Here is an 18305-nt window from a genome sequence, read left to right as displayed (position 1 = left end):
ATTCTATACCACATATCCAATTCAGCTTATTGGGGTCAGGCGATGGCAACGTAGCACAAACGAGAACTCTAACCGACTCCTGCGCCAGTACTTCCCGAAAAGTACTGACCTCTCCGTGCACGCCCAAGAGCGTTTTGATGCCGTCGCCCGCGAACTCTACGAGCGGCCAAGAAAGACCTTGAGTTACTTCTCACCCGCAGAGACGTTCGAAGAGTGTGTTGCATCGATCGTTTGAATCGTACCGCAGAGCGGACGCCACCCAGTCGCACTTTAGCAAGGCTGCGATCCCACGCGGCTGCGTAACTCGAAAAGGCTCGGCCATCCTTGTGCCAGTGACTGGAAGAGCGGGCTGCTGACGAGTCGTTACGGGGGCTGGCGGGTGTTCGCTAGTGCTGGCGGGTGGGGTCCGTAGCGGAAATTTGTAATGGCGCTCTGTGTCCCAGTTCACAGAACCGCTCATTCATCCAGGTTAACGTAGCGTCACAAGAGGAGGTCGAAATGCTTCTTAAGGCTTTAAATACTAGGCACACTCGCACCGAACACGCTGTAACCATGATACACCCAGTTGTGCGTATCTTGCGTCATTGCAAGCAAATGCAACGCCAAGTGAACCGCTATTATTGAATTCGAGCGTGGGTAACCGTTTTTCGGAAGTCTGCGTAGGGTTCTGTGCGGTGCGAAAAGGTTTAATAATTGGTTATTTTGGATCCCAAGCGGCTAAGCCGATCCGCTAACGGCCGTTGCCGAGCGTTGATACATGCCTGAACGCAAGAGCCGCATCGGACGTTCGAGCAAAGCGCGGCGAAAGACTAATTTGAGCCCTTAACAGAAATGCTTGAGGGGCAGCGCGCCCAGGGTCTGCTGTGCAGATTAATTGCAGATAGGTAACTCCAATGGCGGCTGTTTGCGCAAGGATGCTCTCCAATTATTTATAATCGGTTGGAGGCTGCTTTTGGGCCAGAACTTTGGGGCGCCAATTGCTTGTAGGCAAACTGCGTTCCAATAAACTCCAGCTCGAGACAGTGATTTTCCTTTTTTTACCACCTTGGCGACAGCGTTTATGTCTTTGGATTCTGGGTAGATGTAGAGCGTCGTCGGGTTCCCCTCAACAAGTGCCAAAATCTCTTTTGAGTCGGACTGAGACCAGGTTGTGCAACCGTTGCTACGACCACCCGTATAGTTCACAAGTTTTCCGTAGGGGACATAGCCGTCGTTGTCTGCATGTGTGCTTCTAGGATTCTTGAATCTACATTGCCACTTAAGGAAGACAGCTGGATGGCCTCCAATGGCGCGCTCCCGAGCATTGCTCGTTTCTCCTTCCCCATCGAACAAAAGAAAAGTGCGGTAGAACGGCTGCGTTTTGCCGGAGTGACTGTAATAACCTTTGAACGACGTGCGGGTTTCAGCCGTCACATAGGCACCGCCGGCGGTAAGTTTAGACCCTTCTGCATTGCTGAAGTTCTTCGCGCATTGCCGACCATTCGAAAAATTGGCGTTCTTTAGTTTTCTGCCATTGCCATAGCCGGACGAAACCGCTCGGAAGGACTTTTGTGACTCGCAAATGACGTAAAACCGCTTGCCCGGATTGCCGTTTCTTGCAGTGCTGGGGCGGGTTGCATCCTTGGCAAGGTAGCAGGGGTTCTTTACTTCGCCTCGTCGTACTTTCTCGATGTAAAGCGCACGCGCCCTGTTCAGAACAATTGGTGCGATTTGCCCATCACCTGTTCCCACGTGTTTTTGTAACCACGCTGGTATATCTTGCGAAAATGCTTCGACGCGGTCCGGCAAGAAGCCTACCGAGATGGCAATTGCCGCGGCAGAGAGTGTGAGACGGAGTGAATTCTGTAGCAACGGGAGATCTCCTGCTAGAATGTCCTCAAGGTCAGCCTACCACAGTTCTTACGCCCGAGAATGCCGGCCAAGTGTGTGACGAAGCTTTCTGTTGCCTGAAATCCCGGTGTTCGTTTTGGGAGGCATTTTGAGCATCTTCGACAAAAAAGCTTTGATGTTGCTTTAGTAACTGGACATTCGGATATTTGCTTCCAAATGACTGCCATGATCACACGTCGAAAGTTCCTGTTGGTAACGACAACCGCAATTTGTGCGCCGTATATTGGACGGGGACAAACGGTGGCGCTGAATGATGCAATCAGCGATCTTCAGCAGTTGCATTCACTTCAAATTCAACGCGGAGACGACGTCATTTTTGCTCAGGCTCGACAGGGTGCAGGCCTGGATAAACCAGCGAATATAAAGTCTTGTTCGAAAAGCATTGTGGCTTTGTTGCTTGGGACGGCGATCGACCGGCAGGAAATCCCGTCTGTGAATGCCACCTTGCAGGAGGTCGCTCCGCAACTCTTGCCCGCCAATGCCACACCCGGTTCTGAGAGCATTACAATGGAAGATCTGGTGACACTGCGGGCAGGGCTCGAAAGAACCTCTGGCAGCAACTATGGAGAATGGGTCAACTCTCCCAACTGGATAGCGGATGCTTTGACACGACCCATGGTTGCAGAGCCAGGACAACAGATGCTCTATTCTACCGGATCGACCCATCTGCTTGGCGCAGCATTGACTGTGGCGACCGGCCTAAGTCTTTTGAGATTGACGCGTGAGAGGCTGGGTGCACCGCTTGGTATCGAGATACCTGCTTGGACGAAGGATCCACAGGGTTACTACTTGGGTGGGAATGAGATGGCGATTACGCCGAGGTCGATGTTGAAGATCGCGGTGTTGCTTCGGGACCGCGGGGCTTTTGCCAACAGGCAGATCATTCCTGAGCGTTGGGTCTTGGAATCGACCAAGCCACACGGCCGTTCGCCTTTCTCTGGATTGGATTACGGCTATGGCTGGTTTCTGTCCCCTTCAGGATATGAGTTGGCGCGTGGGTATGGGGGCCAAATAATAGCGGCCCATCCTGATCGAAACCTTGCTGTCGCAATTACATCTGATCCTACGCATCCGGCGCGTTCTGGAGGGTATTTTGGAGAATTGGTCAGGTTGTTGGATGGTCCGATCCTGAACGCCAATTAGATAAAGCACTTTTTGAAAACCCTAGAGTGCGCTGTAACGGTCAATGTCCGAAGCGGGCGCGTAAAGCATTCAAGTCGTCGAAATACCTTGATCCAGACTCATCTGGTTGAGGACATTGACGCCGAATTTACTGGCCACGTCGACAACAAAGTCATTCCCAGTTTGGATAGGGCTCGCCGGACTGTCTCCTCCAACTCGGGCTTGCTATTAAAAATTCTTTCCAGAAAATCTATTACCGATTGGCCTTTGCGGCCAATTTTGACCAAGACTGTAAGAACTCAATGAATAGTCTGCTCAGCCCTGCAAAGTGGGCATCCGCCCCGATTATGCGAACGCCTGCATTGAACCCAATTCGGTCATTTTTCTACTCAGCACAACCGCAAGTGGCGGTTCAAAATGAAATTGAGCTTAATTGTTATTGTCAGGCAAGAGCAGCCTCGACTTAGAACCGTAGACCGAAGCCTATCGAAAAACCGGAAAATTCTTCGGCAACTATACCGTTTAACATTAAGCGTCCCGCTCGAACGGCCGGTAGGCCGGTCAAGCGAGTATCAATCTCAAGTCCGAAACCAGCCGTTGCTAGCCAATCGGTATCAAGAACGGTTGCGCTGTCACCGTGATACAGCACGACACCGGCATCCAGAACAAGTTGCGTTGGGAGTTCGAAGAGTCTGACGTTGTTCAGCGGATAGCGATGACGTGAGAACAAGGTTGTTTGATTGGAACTCGCACTTGCGTTCCCAGCCTGCGGCTCATTGATCGGGTTAAATTCCAAGAATGTTTGACGGAAACGGTATTCCACTTGCCACGGCCCAAATTGCGCCTCTCGGAAAATGCCAAGCGAAGCACCGATCCCGAATGCGTTTAAATTCCCATCGATCAGTTCGTTGGAGTTAGATCTCGGGCCCAGCAGTGGAAAGTCGGCAAAAATGGCATCTGCAGTCACTTGGCCAAGTGAGAAATGTCCGACCGGCCGAATCTTCCACTCGTTTATCAAGGGAAACTCCCAGCCGACGCCAACCGTTGCTGCCACGCTTGACCAAGTTACATCCAACTCAGTGCCGGTAGCGATCCCCGGGAAGAAGATTACCGGGTTGTACTTTTGGTAGGCAACAAGACCCTCTAAATAAAGCCCGTTTTCAAATGGCTTGTGCCCTCCTCGCAGCTGGGTCGAGCGTAGACTTTTGGTACCTCCGGAAGCATCAAGAAAAGAAAACGAGGATAAAGTCTCATTTGGGGTGGCGGCGATACTCAAGACAGACAAAGCCGCTTGTGCAGCGGCCTCGGAGGCATCAGGGTTTATACTTTGAGCAAAGGTTGGACTGGTCGTATTTGCAGCCGACAGTGCGGCGAAAGCAAGAATTCGTCTCAAGGTATCGGCTCATTTACCAGAAAAAAGAAGACCAAGCGATATCTCTTCATCTTAGCACTACAAGAACAAGAATACCGCGCCTTTTGCTGTAAATATTTTGTTGTTAGTCAATTTTGCCTGGTTTGTGACGCCTTAAGAAAACCCGCTCGAGTTCTTTCTGGGTTGATGGGTTGATCTCCCCGATTGATCGTTGCCGCAACAAATGGAAGCTTTGTCTGCAGACCGGTCATTCAACCAACCTTCAACCAACGTCCTTTTTGGACAAAAGGAACAAAAAAATGGGCCCAGTCAGATCAGGCTGCTCAGCCTTCAGGAGACTGCACCTATTTGTCCACCGGATGACGTAGAACCCAATGCCTTTAGTAGTAAATCAATGTTCGCTCTTGCGGCACCTTCGTTAGCTTTTTGCAACCTTTCAACGCCAACAAATGCCTCCGACAAATCTGCCGTGTACTCCGACTTTATAGTTCTGTCGAAAAGTATCCTGCTATTAGTATCAATAATGTTGTATCGGACGGTCATTGCGACCTTCAATTCGAAGCCAACAAGCGGTTGTTCGACACTAAGAATATCAGCACGTAGCGTGTACTGGCCTGAAGTAGAGTAAATTCCAGCTTGACGAAGAGAAGTTTCTAAAGCCGCCTGAAAATCTTCTTTTGATATTTCCGATGTCCACATGGGGTTGGTTTCTTCCCCACCATATCCAGTCACCTTTCCGACTGAACTGTGGTATTTTGCCGAACTTGGTGTTGGTGCAATTGAACCCGGAACCATGGCCGTTTTTTGCGCTGGCTGAGCACAGCCGGCTAAGAGTATGCACATTGCCACCCCTGTTACTTTGCTGGCAAAATCAAAAGGCATAATCCCCCTTTCATTCACAGCCACTGTTATTTGGCTCAAAAGTGAAGTGAACTGCCAATGATTTAATGATCTTAGGCCAGAAGCGTCTTTGATGTGTATCAACTCAGAATTTAGCTGGCACCGCAACGAGCGTCCCCAATAAGGGGACGCCTTTGTCCGTTAAACGTTCCATCAAAAAATTTGATGGTGCCGCACTGGTGCAAACGACAGCTTTGTCCGCAATTCAGTCGCAGCACAAATTTTGTCGAACGTCCGCAGATTCGTGTGAAACTGCAGTTGAAAATGCTTGTTTTTAGGTCTTGCCCCCAGAGTGCATTAAAATTGCTCCGTAAACGAACCGAGCCGCCACCGATCTAACCGCGAAGCTGCACGACCTTTGCCTCAGTCTGGGTCGCATAATCGGCCCACTACTGCATGAGGATGCGCCGCTTGGCTGTTCTCCGTCTCAAGCCGCTGACGCTAACGTTCCGAAATTGGATCTGCCCCCAGCGCTAGAACACCAGCCCAATACACACGTTGCTTTCTTGTGTCGGCCAGAGATACCTCTGGGATGTCTGACATCCGCACCTGTAGGCCTGATTGAAGGATTTGCATAACGGAAGGTTTCTGGCTCATCTGAACCGTTAAGGAGTGAAGATGAGACGGAAAGCTGGAACAGACAAACCGACGCCTGAACGGGTCGTCAAGGACATTCGCCGCAAGACGCGCAAGCATCATTCTGCGGAGGAGAAGATCCGCATTGTGCTGGAGGGTTTGCGTGGCGAGGAGAGCATCGCTGACGCTCTGCCAATGGAACCGACGATGTTCTTCCTCAAGCCATTGCTGCCACCAGGGTACTCCGACCTACTGGATGCGCTTGCCCCAACAGAAGGCTTTTAGTCGCGAGGAAAAGTAGCCAGGTAGCCGTCATTTGTCTGTCTCAAACTTTTGTCGGGCTGGTTGGCGGCGTGTTTACTCGTTTCTATACAATCTGGAGTAGAAAAATGTTCAGATACAGTGGTTTACAAGTTTAATCAGTTCGTGAAAATATCAACGCAGTGCTTGCCACACATACCACGCAAATTTCATTTTTTATTGTTATAGTTCGATCGTTGCTCTGAAACCGATCATACCTGTCTGATCTAGACCGGATACCCAAGATCCTGGATTAACTTCCAAATGTCTCTGTTTGCCGCAGACAACTGATCAACAACCCCTTCGATCTCGCGCAGGGCTTTATCGTCTACTGTGTCTTCGCGGCCGAGTTTGATGTCGGTTTTGCGATCCGCGATGCGCATCAGGATGGTCTTTGGATTACCGCTTTCGGGGTCGAAGGAATAGATACAATGATTGTATTTGTTGCGGATGCCCGACAGCTTTGTCAGACGCTGCGTATGCGCAAGGATCGGGTCGCGGATTTGTGGCGGACGCCCCTCCATCTTGGCCAAGCGTTCGACCAAATCAATTCGGGCACGGGTGGTGTTCAGAGTTAGAAAGATGATGACGGAGACGTCTTTGGATGCCCCTGTTAGGCCAGCTATCAGATGGATCAACAGGCTTTCGGTGTTGGTCCACATATAGTTCAACCTACCAACCAATAAGATCAACCGGTCGAACCGGGTTTCGAACGTGTCAGTCAAGGGCGGGCTGCTGCACCGCATGAGGTGCGACCTCGAAATAGAAATGAGCTGCTGCAGTTCGGTTGTTGACGCCAATCTTGCCGACGACATTGTGCATGTGCAGCTTAACCGTATGTTCGGTGATGCCCAGCTTGGCTGCGATCAGCTTGTTGCTTTTGCCTTGCGAGACCAATTGCAGCACCTGTTTCTCGCGGCGCGTCAGCTTGGCGTAGCGTGAATTCAGATCGGTACCATTTTGTGTGACTGGGGGCGAATGTACAGCTGCCGGTGTCGGGTTCTGGGGGGTAACTTGTACACAATCGGCCAGAAAGCTGGGCAAGTACAATTCTTCATGCATCAGCAGTCTGAGGATCGCGCGCCAGGCATCCGGTGCAACATTCATAGGTAGAAAACCGATCTCACCCAACCGGGCCCGATCCCACTGCTGAAACAGGCGACGCGCCAAACCTTCCTTACGATAGGCAAATGCAATACAGCCCGAGCCTGTACAATTGGTGTAGACGTCGGGACGCGACAGCAGATCTTCGATCATCATCTGGTCGACAACTATGATCTTGTTGCTGTTTTGCGCATTCGCGCTCATCGCTTCGAGGGATTCAAAGCGTTCGGCGCGGACGCCAAATTCGGTTTGAACGCTTCTGAGTGTTTGGTTGGAATAGAACAATTCTTTTCCGACAAAGACGATCGACAAATCTTCGGAATAATTGCCCTGAGTGGCAGTTTCATTCTGCAAAGACTTACTCATTATTGCCCCCTACAAAACAGGCGTAACTGGAATTTGATTCTTAAAAAATGGAACGAGTAAAAAACGTTAACTAATCAATAAATTATGGTCCTTTTATTATAACTCGAATCTTGAATGCCTACAACCTGATGGCGCAAGCCCACACTGGGATTCATAGAACTTTCGTTTAGGATTTTGCGGTCTCTTTTGTGTAACCGGCGGAAACAATTGTGTTTATTTTTTGTCAGTATCTCCGTCTAGAACTTTTGCCCCGGCTATGTGCTGGCTGAGATTGTTTTTGTAAAAAATACAATAAAAACAATAAAATAAACTTGTCAGAACTTTTCACTAGCTAGGCGCGAATCGGGGTCGCTGCAAACATGGGCGGGCTTCAATTTCAGAAGTGACTATCCCTGACGTGATCGCCCTCAGCGTATTTTTGCTTTGATTTGGAGGGTCACGTTTTCGGCTTGGCCGGGAAAGGAGGTGGCCCAGAGTAAGAAAACGAATACCGCATTCAGCGTCTTTTTCGCTGTGTGTGCTTTTTTGTTTCAACCGCGCCTGATACCGCTTTGTAGATGAATGGCGGTCTGGCGTTCCAGAAATGGGAATTTGTCATGAGACGTAATGTAAATAATACAAACGTAACGACCGTCGATGAAATTAACGTCGAAAATCTGGATGCACCGGTCAATGTTGAGATCCCTGTAGAAGAAGCCTTTGTCGAGGCCGATCTGACAGCACAACAACAGCAGCAAGACCAGAATGTCGACAACTCGAATGATCAAGGTCAGGGTCAAGACCAAGGTCAAGGCCAGGATCAAGGTCAGGGACAAGACCAAGGCCAGGATCAGGGTCAGGACCAAGGCCAAGGTCAGGATCAGGGTCAGGGACAAGACCAGTCTCAGTCGCTGGATGCCGGTGACGACAGCAACGACAACTCCAACAACAACGCCATCAATATCGATTTTGGTGGTGGCGAGTGGATTCCGCGCGACGATGATCAAGTTGATCTGGATCTTGGGGATTCCGCGACAGTTGGCGATGTGATCACCGCAGGCCGTAATCTGAACTATGATCCCGGCGATGACATGAATCTGGACATCTCAATGGATGGTGCGGGCACCGCGATGTCATCAGTTAACAACCAGGTTGCCAGCCTGAGCGATGACGACACGCTGGAGTCAGCGAGCGTTGCGAACAATTCAGGTTTCTACCAGAACGGCGACGCCAATGGCGGCACAGCCACGGCTGCAGAAGGTATCCGGGCGAATGCAGATGGCGGAACATCGGGTGACGGTGGAACCACAGTAGGCGGTTCGGCAAACTCGTCAACGCTTGGCAGCCACGCGTGGGCCGCAGGTGGAGACACCGGCAGCGCCGATGCGGATTCGGCAGGCGGTGACGGTGGGTCTTCGGGTGACGCGTCCAACGCAAGTATGGGTATGGGTACATCCGATGCCAGCTCGACCGGCGATAGCTCGGGTGGCAATGGCGGAGATGCTGACGGCTCGGCCTCGTCGGACAACGACGGCAGCACAAGCGTAGACGGTGATGGAACCGGTGGCGCTGGTGGTAGCGCGGATTCGTTTGGTCTGGGTCTGGGTCTGGGTCTGTCCGGTGCAAGCTCTTCAGGTAACGCCGACGGTGGAGACAGCGATTCCGATTCCACCGGCACCGGTACCGGTACAGCGGATAACGCAACGGATGCGTCCGGAGCTGATGGTGGTGACGGCAGTGCTGCGACAGAAGGTTCAGCTTCGAACAGCAGCGACAGCGACACTGAAGCCAATGACGCCTCGGCAGGCGACAACACGGCGGATGGCACTGCAGACAGTGGTGCGGACAGTTCTGCTGATGGTGACGGCGGTGATGGCACAGGCGGTGACGGAACCGGCGGTGATGGCACTGGTGGTGACGGAACCGGCGGTGATGGCGAAGGTGGCTTTGCCGCGATGCTTGAAGCTGCGATCATGGAGTTGCAGGAACAGCTGGGCATGATTGATGCCGAACCTGGCGAAGGCGGTGACGGAACCGGCGGCGACGGAACCGGAGGAGACGGCTCTGGTGGTGACGGAACGGCTGGCGATGGCTCGGGCGGCGATGGTTCGGGTGGCACTGCAGATGCAGATTCCGACGCCCAGGGTGTTGGCGATCAATCGGCAAGTGGTCCGGATATTGATCAAAGCCCAGGCGATGTGAACGGTTCAGCCAGCAATTCGCAAGCAACGGATGGCAGCGGCGGTGACGGCGGTTCAAATGCGGCTGACGGCGCGGCCGATGCGATGGGTTCCGGAACATCAGCTGCAGATGGTGACGGCGGTGCAGGTGGCAGCACCACTCCGACGTCTACTTCCAGCGGCAACGGAGCTGGATCTGCCGATGCAGCCAATACTGCAGGCGGCGGCGGTGCAGCGGATGTCTTCGGAGACGCGGACACAAACGGTGCGGCGGACAGCTTGGCCGAAGCGATTGCCGGTTACGGTGGCGCGGGTAGTTCCGACAACGACTCGACCTCGACCGGATCCGGTGACGCAATGGGTTCGGCTGATTCAGGGAATGCTGGTGCCGGTGGCGCGTCTGCTGCAAACGGCGGAACCAGCGGAGCCTCGATGGGCAGCGCAACCTCGGGTGACACCATGGGTGGCACCATTACGGGCGGCAGCGCAGCCGGAGCCTATTCGGGTGACGGTGGCGCAGGCGGCTCGGGCGGCAACTGGGGCGCAAACAATGGTGGCGATGGCATCGTGACCGGCGAATCCTACGCCTCGGCTGCGGCGGTTGTCGACACCTCGGCCTTCAACCAGTCGATCGTCATGGGTGCCAATGTACTTGGCAACTCGGTTGATACGACCATGGTTGGCGGTTCGATGACGTCCTCGTACGCAAGCGACGACACCGACACCTAAGTCACAAAAGCGGGGCCCGCATTTCCGGGCCCTGTATGTCTTTTGAAACCTGCCGAGGCCGTTCATCGCGGCCTCGGCCCAACTGAACCCAAAGCGGAAATTTTGGCCGGTGCGGGTGTAAAGGAAAACCGACATGGCCCTTGACAGTATTTCCGAGACGATAGCGCATTTTGTTGGAACATTTGAGCTTACGATCGAACAGTCCCGGTTGCGGGATCAGTACGAGGAATTCACAGCGCTGAGGCGCAAAGCCGATGTCGAAGGGCTGGACGATCCGGCCTCGATCCATATCAAGGCAGACTTGGATATTCCGGCAGGCGAGTACAAAGCTCTGCCCTACAGTTTTCAACCCTCTGAACCCGAAATGCCGCTGCCGGCTGCACCTCTTGGGCCGGTGTCAGAGGCGGTGATTGTTTTGGACGGTCCCGGAGAGCCTGTGCGTTATGTGCCGGAAAACGAAATAAGCGATACGGGCCCGTCTTACTTTGTCCAACTGATCATTCTGCAACCGGAAACCGTGCCGCTGGGATCGGCCGTGACCGTTACCGTGCAGACGGTTTACATGCGCGACAATGACGTTGTGGGCGACGGAGATTTTCGAGACCCCGAAGCGCTAATGGTGCAGGGCGAGCAGATGCTAGACATGGCTCTGTCGCTTCACGCCATTGCCGCGCCATCATTTTCACTCGCGGACTACCAATCGACCGAAATGCTCGCGGCACTCGCCGATCAGATGGCGAACCCGATGATCTCGGACATTGAAGGCGTAACGGTGCATCAATTCCACGGCGGCGATGCGATGGGTGTGATCGTCAACGGCGAATACGTCACGGACGCTCCGGAATGGAAAGATCTGCTTCCTAAATATCATCAGCCCGATGACACGGAAAACACGGCTGAGCTGCCGTATCCTGTAGAATGGGATCAGTCAAAGGACCCAGAATTTGATGACGGGCACCTGGTTGTGACCGGTGGCAACGTTGCGATCAATGCAATGGCGGCCACTGTGGCTTGGGTGGATGCCCCAATCATCGCGGTCGGAGGGCAGGCGGTCAGCCTGACGGCCATTAGTCAGGTCGCAGTTGTTTCCGACTGGGATCAAGGTGAGCCGGGAACGGGCAGTGGCACAAACATCGTGCAGACCTCGCAAATCGAGGTCGAATCCAAAACGGCACCTTGGCTGGGTGCATCATCTGGCGCTGCGTCTGCGGCACCGATTGTTATCGTGGACCATGTTCAGGGTGATCTGGTCGTCGCGAATTTCATCAAGCAGGATATCGATGCCACGGATATCGACCAAATCGAGACCGAAATTTCTGCTTCGTCAACCATGTATGCGCTGGGCGACAACGAGATGTACAACGTCTCGGACCTTATTCAGCTGGGCAATTATTATGATGTGATCATCATCGACGGAAACATGATCTCTGTGGACGTTGTAAACCAGACACTCGTGTTGGTTGACGACGATGTCATTAGCGGCGGCATGGACCCGGCAATGGACGAAGACGAAGCGGGTGGCGACGAAAACCTCGTGATGAACGAAGCCTCTGTCAAAACGGTAGGGGATGACACCTATCAGGACATGTCCCAAGAAATGTCGGACACTATGGCGCTGGCTGATGACGACATAGCCGCGCTTGAGGATGCCTTGATGAATAATCCTGATTTCGCCGGGATGGAGCAAATACGCGTTCTCAAGATCGACGGCGATTTGGTGCAGGTCAATGTCGTGGAACAGACAACCGTGGTGCAGGATCAGGACGACATAGAGCTATCCGGCCCCGATGCATCCCAGACAGAAGTGGTTGCTGGCAGCAACGCCCTGTTGAACAGCGCAAGCGTGACCAAGATGGGTGTGGATTCGACAATCATGGCCGCAAACGGAGCGTACTCGGATCTGCTTCTGCATCAGGCCAGTCTGCTCGACATGCCCACCAATGAAGACATAACGGCAATGACCAATGAAGCCATCGCCGCAATCATGAGCGATATGAGTGTCGCGCAGCCTGATGCAGCGTTGGCTTTGACCGCTCCAACAACTGATACCACGACCAACGACGATGGCCTGCAAACCGTGCTGGCTTGATTTTTTCGTTTTTTACCGAGTGACCAGAAGGTTAGTAGATGTCGATCGTATTTACGTCGCACCGCCCGTACTTATCCAGCCCCTTGGACAGGCAGGGCGGAGGAAGGCCGCAAAGCCAAAATCTTGGTGAGAAGGTGAAAGCCACGCCCGCAGGGCCCAAAATTGCGCCGCGTCTGCATCTGACAAAGCAAATGCGCGTGTCGGACCCGAAAGCAAAACAATCAGTGAAACCTGAGAAACTGAAGCAATCCGAAGATCACGACCACTCACGCGAACAACTGCGCGCTGATCCTCCCCATCAGTGTGCAAAGCCGCAACCCGCGCATGACAAAGACCCGACGGGTGGCGGCAATGGGGTGGCCGATGCTGATGGCCCTGGTCAGGTAACCGCCGAGGAAACGACTGCGCGCAAGACCCCCTCTGCGCGCGCGGCCGGCGAAAACCGCATGGGCACCACGATCGAGGCCAAGGCAAACCAACCTCTGCCGCAAAATCAGACTGGTGGCGGAGACGGCAAAGGGCCACCCCAAACCTTTCACAAGCGCACCCCGCCCGAGGACTTTCAGCGCACCCTGCGGGTGTCGATCCGCGCGATCTGGCGCAACCTAGCTTTTGTGTTGGTTCTGACTTGCGCCACGAACATTTTGATCCTGGCGATCCCGATATACCTGTTTCAGATCAGTGACCGCGTTCTGACCAGCCGGTCTCTGGATACATTGATCATGCTGACCGCAATTGTTGCGGGCGCGGTGATCTTTCAGTCAGCCTTCGACGCGGTACGCCGTTTCATGCTGATGCGCACCGGGGTCGAAGTGGCAGCCCGTTTGGGCGCGCCGGTTCTCAGCGCGGCGGCCCATGCGTCGCTGCATGGCAACGGGCGCGAATACCAGACGTTAGGCGATTTGCAGCAACTACGTGGCTTTCTGGTTTCGGGCACTCTTATCTCGTTCCTGGACGTCCCCTTCGCGCCCTTGTTCATCCTGATGATTTTCCTGGTGCATCCGCAGTTGGGCATGATCGTTGTCGTAACCGCGCTGCTCTTGATGACGATTGCCCTGATCAACCAGAAAATGACGGCCAAACCCTTTGCCGAAGCCAACAAGGCGCAGTCGCTGGCGAACCAGCATCTGGATTCGATGTCACGCAACAGCCAGATCATCAACGCGCTGGCCATGATCCCCGAAGCTGTGCGGATCTGGGGCAGGGACACCGCTCAGTCTTTGACTTGGCAGGTGCGCGCTCAGGACCGCAACGTGATCTTCGCAGCGGTTTCGCGCGCTGTCAGGCTGCTAACCCAAATCGGTATTCTGGGGTGGGGTGCCTATCTGGCGTTGCAAGGAGAGATCACCGGCGGGATGGTGATTGCCGCCTCGATCATTGCGGGGCGCGCCTTTGCACCCATCGAAGGCTCGATCGAGGGTTGGAACAGCTATCTGCTGACACGCGGCGCTTATGGGCGGATCAAGGCTTTGCTGTCGACCTCTGCCCTGCAATACGAAAAGCTGCGCCTGCCGCGTCCCGAAGGCCGCTTGGATGTTGAACGCTTGCTGTATGTGCCCGGTGGGACCAAACGGGTGGTTTTGAACGGGATCACATTCTCGCTGACACCCGGAGAAACGTTGGCCATTATCGGCAATTCCGGTGCGGGGAAGACGACGCTGGGGAAAACACTGGTCGGGTCTATCCTGCCCACTTCGGGCAGTGTGCGGCTGGACCTGATGGATATTCGCAACTGGGATCCGCGCCAGTTTGGGGAAAGCATCGGCTACCTTCCGCAGGATGTCCAACTGTTCCCCGGCACGATCAAGGACAACATTGGTCGGATGCGGGCAGATGCGACCGACGAACAGATCCACGATGCTGCCGTTTTGGCCGATGTTCACAACATGATCGCGACCCTGCCGCAAGGGTATGAGACGGTGGTGGCCGCAGATGGCGCGCCTTTGTCTGGTGGGCAAAAGCAACGTATAGCGCTGGCGCGGGCGTTCTTCGGCAACCCGAGAATGGTTGTGCTGGACGAGCCGAACTCGAACCTCGATGTTGCCGGTGACAAAGCGCTGGCCCGGGCGATTGAGCAGGCGCGCGAAAGCAAGATCACCGTAGTTGTCATCACGCAGAAACCGACGCTGTTGAACGTAGTCGACAAGATCATGTTGCTGACCGATGGGCGCGTGGCCTTGTTCGGTCAACGCGATCAGGTTCTGCAACAAATCAACGCGCCGCGCAAAGAAACCGGAATTGAAGGCCAGCAGGGGGGCTGAGCATGAACGACCTCGTACCTGTGAAGAATTCTGCCGACGAACCTCAACTTTGGTATGCCGAGGTTCCACGCTCAATCAACCGGCTGATTGCCATCGGACTGGTCATGCTACTGGTGTGCTTTGGCGGTTTCGGGGTCTGGTCCTTCAGCGCCCCTCTGGCGGCTGCGGTGATTGCGCAGGGCAGTTTTGTTGCAACCGGTCGAAACAAGATCGTTCAGCATCTTGAGGGCGGGATCATCGAAGAAATTAAAGTAGTCGAGGGGCAGTCGGTTCAGGCCGGGCAAGTGCTGATGACGTTGGACCAGACCTCGGCGCAGGCCAACGAGCGTGAACTGTTCATCCGCAAGATACGCCTGCAAGCCATGACCCAACGGTTGCTGGCGGAATATGGTGAACGCGAACGCCTTGTCTTTTCTACGGACCTTCTTGAAGCTTCCCAGGATGTCGAAGTCATGGCCATTCTGGACGGGCAAAGGCTCAGCTTTGATGTATCGCGCAAGACGCTTCTGAACGATGTCGCCTTGCTTGAGAGGAACATGGAGGCGCTGAAGATCCGGTCAAGAGGGTTTGAGGCTCAGCTGGATAGCATGGTGCGGCGCGCCGAGATTTTGCAGGAAGAATATGAGGCCAAAAGCCAGCTTTACGAAAAAGGTCTTGTTCGCAAAGGAGAGCTCAACGCGATCCGACGCGTTCAGGCCGAAGCTGAAGGGCAACAAGCACGGTTGCAGGCTGAGGCAGCCGAGATCAACCAGATGCTACTGAAATACGAAGAACAGATCACGCGCACCCGGTCTGCTTATCGCGAGGCTGCGCTGGATGAACTGGGCGTGATCGAGGCCGATCTGGAAAGTGTGCGCGAAAAGTCTCGTCAAGCGCGCAACGTTCTAGAGCGAGCCGTAGTTCGGGCCCCTGTGACCGGTACGGTGGTGCGATTGCACTATCACACGCCGGGTGGTGTTATTGAAACCGGCGAACCCATTGCCGAAATTTTGCCCGCCGATGCGCCCCTGATCATCGAGGCACAGATTCCCCGCACGGAAATCGACAGCGTAATAACCGGGCAGACTGCCTCGGTCCGTCTGATTGCTTTGAACCAACGCACGACTCCGGTGTTATATGGCGAGGTTTTCTATATTTCTGCTGACGCTTTGCCCGAACAGACCTCGGGCAGTCCGCAGGAAGTGTATCTGGCGCGCATTTCTCTGACACCGGATGAGTTGCAACGGGTCAGTGGCTTTATTCCTACGCCTGGGATGCCGGCCGAAATTATGATCCAGACCGAAGAACGAACTTTTGCCGCTTATATCGCCAAGCCCGTGTCAGACAGTATGTCACGCGCGTTTCGCGAGCATTAGGGTAGGGCTTTCAGGTCACCTCTACACCTTCCAAATTCCGCATGTTACCCTTTGCCGGTGAGGTGAAGGAGAAGATACATGCCGGTGACGGTCAAAGACATGATGGAGGCCGCTAATGCGGTGGTCGCGCGGATCGATACCGCGCAGGCAAAGACTATTCTTGAGCAGGGCGGGCTGCTGCTGGACATTCGAGACGCGGCAGAGCTGCAAGCCACGGGTCGCGCCGCAGGCGCGCACCATATCTCACGGGGAATGCTGGAATTCCGGGCTGATGACACGTTGCAATCCCATGACCCGGAACTGCGTAAAGATCGCCCTATCGTTCTATATTGCGCCTCGGGGGGCCGAGCGGCGTTGGCTGGCAAGCTGCTGAAAGACATGGGATATCGACAGGTCTACAACCTTGGCGGCTTGGCGGACTGGGTAAACGGGGGCGGTGAACTTGTGGGGGCTTGATACAAAACCGTTCTGCATCTGACACAAATCAAGGCAAAACACATTCGAATCGCATGATATATGGCCGGAAGTTACCTAAAGGAAATCCGGACATGTTTCGTCTTGCCGCAATGCTGTATTCACTGATTGCAACTGCCCTGTCGGGTTCGGCTGTGATCGCAGTTTTGACTGCTGGGATGGTTTCGGTCAGCGCAATTGTTGGGGCAGCAGCAGCAGGGGCCGTGATTGCCGCGCCCGCGTCTTGGATGGTAGCCAAGCGGCTGTATCAGGGCGCTTGATCAAGCATTCAGAAACGTTCTGACGGCCGCTTCGAACTCGCGCGGTTTCTCGGCGTGCAGCCAATGCCCAGCGCCTGGGATTTTGGCAAACCGTGCGCTGGGAAACAGCGCGCGGATTTTGTCGCGATGCTCTGGCAGGACGTAATCAGATGCACCACCGGACAGGAACAATGCAGGCCCGGTCCATGATGCAGTTAGCTCGGGAAAGCCCATGATATTGGGCATTTGGTCCGCCAATACATCCAGGTTCAGCAACCAACGTTTGCCATTGATGTCCAGGGATTGCGTAAAGAAGCTTTGCAACGCTTTTTCAACACCCTGTTCAGCCAGTTGTTGTTCTGCGTCCGAACGGCGTTCGATGCGTGAAAAATCAACCGCCTGCATGGCCTCGATGAACTGGATTTGACTGTGCGTGTATTTTACCGGCGCGATGTCGGCGACCACCAGTTTGTTCACCAAGGCCCCATGGTGCAGCGCTAGGGTCATCGCAGCTTTGCCACCCATGGAATGCCCAAGCACATCGGCCTTGCCGCCGATATGTGCGATCACTTCGGCGATGTCCTGCGCCAGGTGGGGATAGTCGTGTTGCGGGTTCCACATGCTGCGGGCGTGGTTGCGCATATCCACGGCCACAACTTGCCGTTCGTCCGATAGCCGTTTGGCTATCACACCCCAGTTGCGGGCAGAACCATACAGGCCATGTGCAATGATGAGTGGGGGAAGGGCGGTTGGTGCGCCATGTACAATCGTATTTAGCATAACCCGAGTGATACTCGCGCACATCGCGGACGACCACCCCCATTGTAGGTCTACGAACCAGCCGCTAGATTGCGCGGCAGGAGGCCACCCATGTCGCAAGACCCAGACATTCAGACCCGGATCGCCGATACCGTGGCCTTGTTGCGTGCCAAGCTGGGCGTGCGAGACAAAACCCTTGAGGCATCAATCCGAAAGGCCAAGCGGCGCTTACCGCGTCGTGTCTACAAACAGGCTATGGTGCTGGCCCGAGCCGAGGCGATGGCGGCACATCCGAAACTGAGGCAGGTTCTCGACACACCCAAGTTGATCCGGGCAGCAGATGTGGTGCAGGGGCATCTCAGCGCGATCAACCTGGCCGACCGCAGATGGGGGTGGTTTCTGGGGATGCTTGGTGGCTTGGCTTTTAACCTGCTGGCCCTGACGACACTGCTGCTGGTCTTTCTGTGGTGGCGCGGCTTGATCTGATCTTGGGTTTTAAGCTGCGTACTGTAGCCCAGCGGGAAGAAAAGACTTGAAAAGGCCCTCAAGTGAACCAGCGACGCGCACAGTAGTTCTGCGGATAATGACAAAAAAAACGGCGCCTCGGGGG

At 54.4% G+C, this 18305-nt stretch carries 14 protein-coding genes and 2 pseudogenes; 10 read left to right on the top strand and 6 right to left on the bottom strand.

Annotation, left to right across the window (positions count from 1 at the left end; genetic code table 11):
• Positions 1–43: 43 nt before the first annotated feature.
• Positions 44–235: pseudogene (locus GOV85_RS10200) on the top strand (transposase); the annotation flags it as partial.
• Between the two features lie 635 nt (positions 236–870).
• Here GOV85_RS10200 and GOV85_RS10195 read toward each other — a convergent pair.
• A complete protein-coding gene (locus tag GOV85_RS10195; protein ID WP_171177626.1) occupies positions 871–1851 on the bottom strand; it encodes a hypothetical protein in 981 nt (326 codons plus the stop codon).
• Positions 1852–2046: 195 nt separating this feature from the next.
• Here GOV85_RS10195 and GOV85_RS10190 point away from each other — a divergent pair, with 195 nt between their 5' ends.
• A complete protein-coding gene (locus GOV85_RS10190) occupies positions 2047–3033 on the top strand; it encodes a serine hydrolase domain-containing protein (protein WP_371813584.1) in 987 nt (328 codons plus the stop codon).
• 442 nt (positions 3034–3475) lie between these two features.
• On the opposite strand, the gene GOV85_RS10185 is transcribed toward GOV85_RS10190, so the two are convergent.
• Together GOV85_RS10185 and GOV85_RS10180 are read right to left on the bottom strand one after the other, a co-directional pair.
• Positions 3476–4405: an autotransporter domain-containing protein gene (locus GOV85_RS10185; RefSeq protein ID WP_171177621.1), complete on the bottom strand. Its 930-nt coding sequence runs from the start codon at positions 4403–4405 to the stop codon at positions 3476–3478.
• Between the two features lie 309 nt (positions 4406–4714).
• Positions 4715–5290 (bottom strand): hypothetical protein, encoded by a 576-nt coding sequence (locus GOV85_RS10180; RefSeq protein WP_171177613.1) that lies wholly within the window; start codon positions 5288–5290, stop codon positions 4715–4717.
• A gap of 612 nt (positions 5291–5902) precedes the next feature.
• On the opposite strand from GOV85_RS10180, the pseudogene GOV85_RS10175 reads away from it, so the two are divergent.
• Positions 5903–6046: pseudogene (locus GOV85_RS10175) on the top strand (IS3 family transposase); the annotation flags it as partial.
• Between the two features lie 341 nt (positions 6047–6387).
• Here GOV85_RS10175 and GOV85_RS10170 read toward each other — a convergent pair.
• Both GOV85_RS10170 and GOV85_RS10165 read right to left on the bottom strand, forming a co-directional pair.
• A complete protein-coding gene (locus tag GOV85_RS10170) occupies positions 6388–6885 on the bottom strand; it encodes a hypothetical protein (protein WP_209509581.1) in 498 nt (165 codons plus the stop codon).
• Entirely contained in the window at positions 6878–7630 is a 753-nt protein-coding gene (locus GOV85_RS10165) for a response regulator transcription factor (protein WP_171177609.1), read from the bottom strand. The genes GOV85_RS10170 and GOV85_RS10165 overlap by 8 nt, the downstream gene beginning before the upstream one ends.
• A 596-nt stretch (positions 7631–8226) precedes the next feature.
• Here GOV85_RS10165 and GOV85_RS10160 point away from each other — a divergent pair.
• The 6 genes from GOV85_RS10160 to GOV85_RS10135 all read left to right on the top strand — a co-directional run bounded on the left by GOV85_RS10160 (position 8227) and on the right by GOV85_RS10135 (position 16957).
• Positions 8227–10518, top strand: coding sequence for a hypothetical protein (locus GOV85_RS10160; RefSeq protein WP_171177607.1), 2292 nt, complete (start codon positions 8227–8229; stop codon positions 10516–10518).
• A 133-nt stretch (positions 10519–10651) separates the two neighbouring features.
• Entirely contained in the window at positions 10652–12607 is a 1956-nt protein-coding gene (locus tag GOV85_RS10155) for a type I secretion protein (RefSeq protein WP_171177605.1), read from the top strand.
• Positions 12608–12963: 356 nt separating this feature from the next.
• Positions 12964–14868 carry a type I secretion system permease/ATPase gene (locus tag GOV85_RS10150; protein WP_371813588.1) on the top strand — a complete coding sequence of 635 codons (1905 nt, stop codon included), beginning with the start codon at positions 12964–12966 and terminating at the stop codon, positions 14866–14868.
• 2 nt (positions 14869–14870) lie between these two features.
• Positions 14871–16223, top strand: coding sequence for an HlyD family type I secretion periplasmic adaptor subunit (locus GOV85_RS10145; protein WP_171177602.1), 1353 nt, complete (start codon positions 14871–14873; stop codon positions 16221–16223).
• 78 nt (positions 16224–16301) lie between these two features.
• Positions 16302–16679 carry a rhodanese-like domain-containing protein gene (locus GOV85_RS10140; protein WP_171177600.1) on the top strand — a complete coding sequence of 126 codons (378 nt, stop codon included), beginning with the start codon at positions 16302–16304 and terminating at the stop codon, positions 16677–16679.
• 92 nt (positions 16680–16771) lie between these two features.
• Positions 16772–16957, top strand: coding sequence for a hypothetical protein (locus tag GOV85_RS10135; RefSeq protein ID WP_171177598.1), 186 nt, complete (start codon positions 16772–16774; stop codon positions 16955–16957).
• Here the strand turns inward: GOV85_RS10135 and GOV85_RS10130 are convergent, their stop codons facing one another.
• Positions 16958–17716 (bottom strand): alpha/beta fold hydrolase, encoded by a 759-nt coding sequence (locus tag GOV85_RS10130; protein WP_171177596.1) that lies wholly within the window; start codon positions 17714–17716, stop codon positions 16958–16960.
• A 90-nt stretch (positions 17717–17806) separates the two neighbouring features.
• Here GOV85_RS10130 and GOV85_RS10125 point away from each other — a divergent pair, with 90 nt between their 5' ends.
• A complete protein-coding gene (locus GOV85_RS10125; protein ID WP_171177594.1) occupies positions 17807–18181 on the top strand; it encodes a hypothetical protein in 375 nt (124 codons plus the stop codon).
• Positions 18182–18305 lie beyond the last annotated feature (124 nt).

The sequence above is a fragment of the Ruegeria sp. HKCCA4633 genome, from assembly GCF_013034605.1.
Lineage (GTDB): Bacteria > Pseudomonadota > Alphaproteobacteria > Rhodobacterales > Rhodobacteraceae > Ruegeria.
This window is presented reverse-complemented; position numbering and strand designations above follow the sequence as displayed.

Bases quoted from the DNA above. Each gene is read 5' to 3' on its own strand.
- GOV85_RS10190 (WP_371813584.1), top strand. From the start codon at position 2,047: ATGACTGCCATGATCACACGTCGAAAGTTCCTGTTGGTAACGACAACC.
- GOV85_RS10165 (WP_171177609.1), bottom strand. From the start codon at position 7,630: ATGAGTAAGTCTTTGCAGAATGAAACTGCCACTCAGGGCAATTATTCC.
- GOV85_RS10160 (WP_171177607.1), top strand. From the start codon at position 8,227: ATGAGACGTAATGTAAATAATACAAACGTAACGACCGTCGATGAAATT.
- GOV85_RS10155 (WP_171177605.1), top strand. From the start codon at position 10,652: ATGGCCCTTGACAGTATTTCCGAGACGATAGCGCATTTTGTTGGAACA.
- GOV85_RS10145 (WP_171177602.1), top strand. From the start codon at position 14,871: ATGAACGACCTCGTACCTGTGAAGAATTCTGCCGACGAACCTCAACTT.
- GOV85_RS10140 (WP_171177600.1), top strand. From the start codon at position 16,302: ATGCCGGTGACGGTCAAAGACATGATGGAGGCCGCTAATGCGGTGGTC.
- GOV85_RS10135 (WP_171177598.1), top strand. From the start codon at position 16,772: ATGTTTCGTCTTGCCGCAATGCTGTATTCACTGATTGCAACTGCCCTG.
- GOV85_RS10130 (WP_171177596.1), bottom strand. From the start codon at position 17,716: ATGCTAAATACGATTGTACATGGCGCACCAACCGCCCTTCCCCCACTC.
- GOV85_RS10125 (WP_171177594.1), top strand. From the start codon at position 17,807: ATGTCGCAAGACCCAGACATTCAGACCCGGATCGCCGATACCGTGGCC.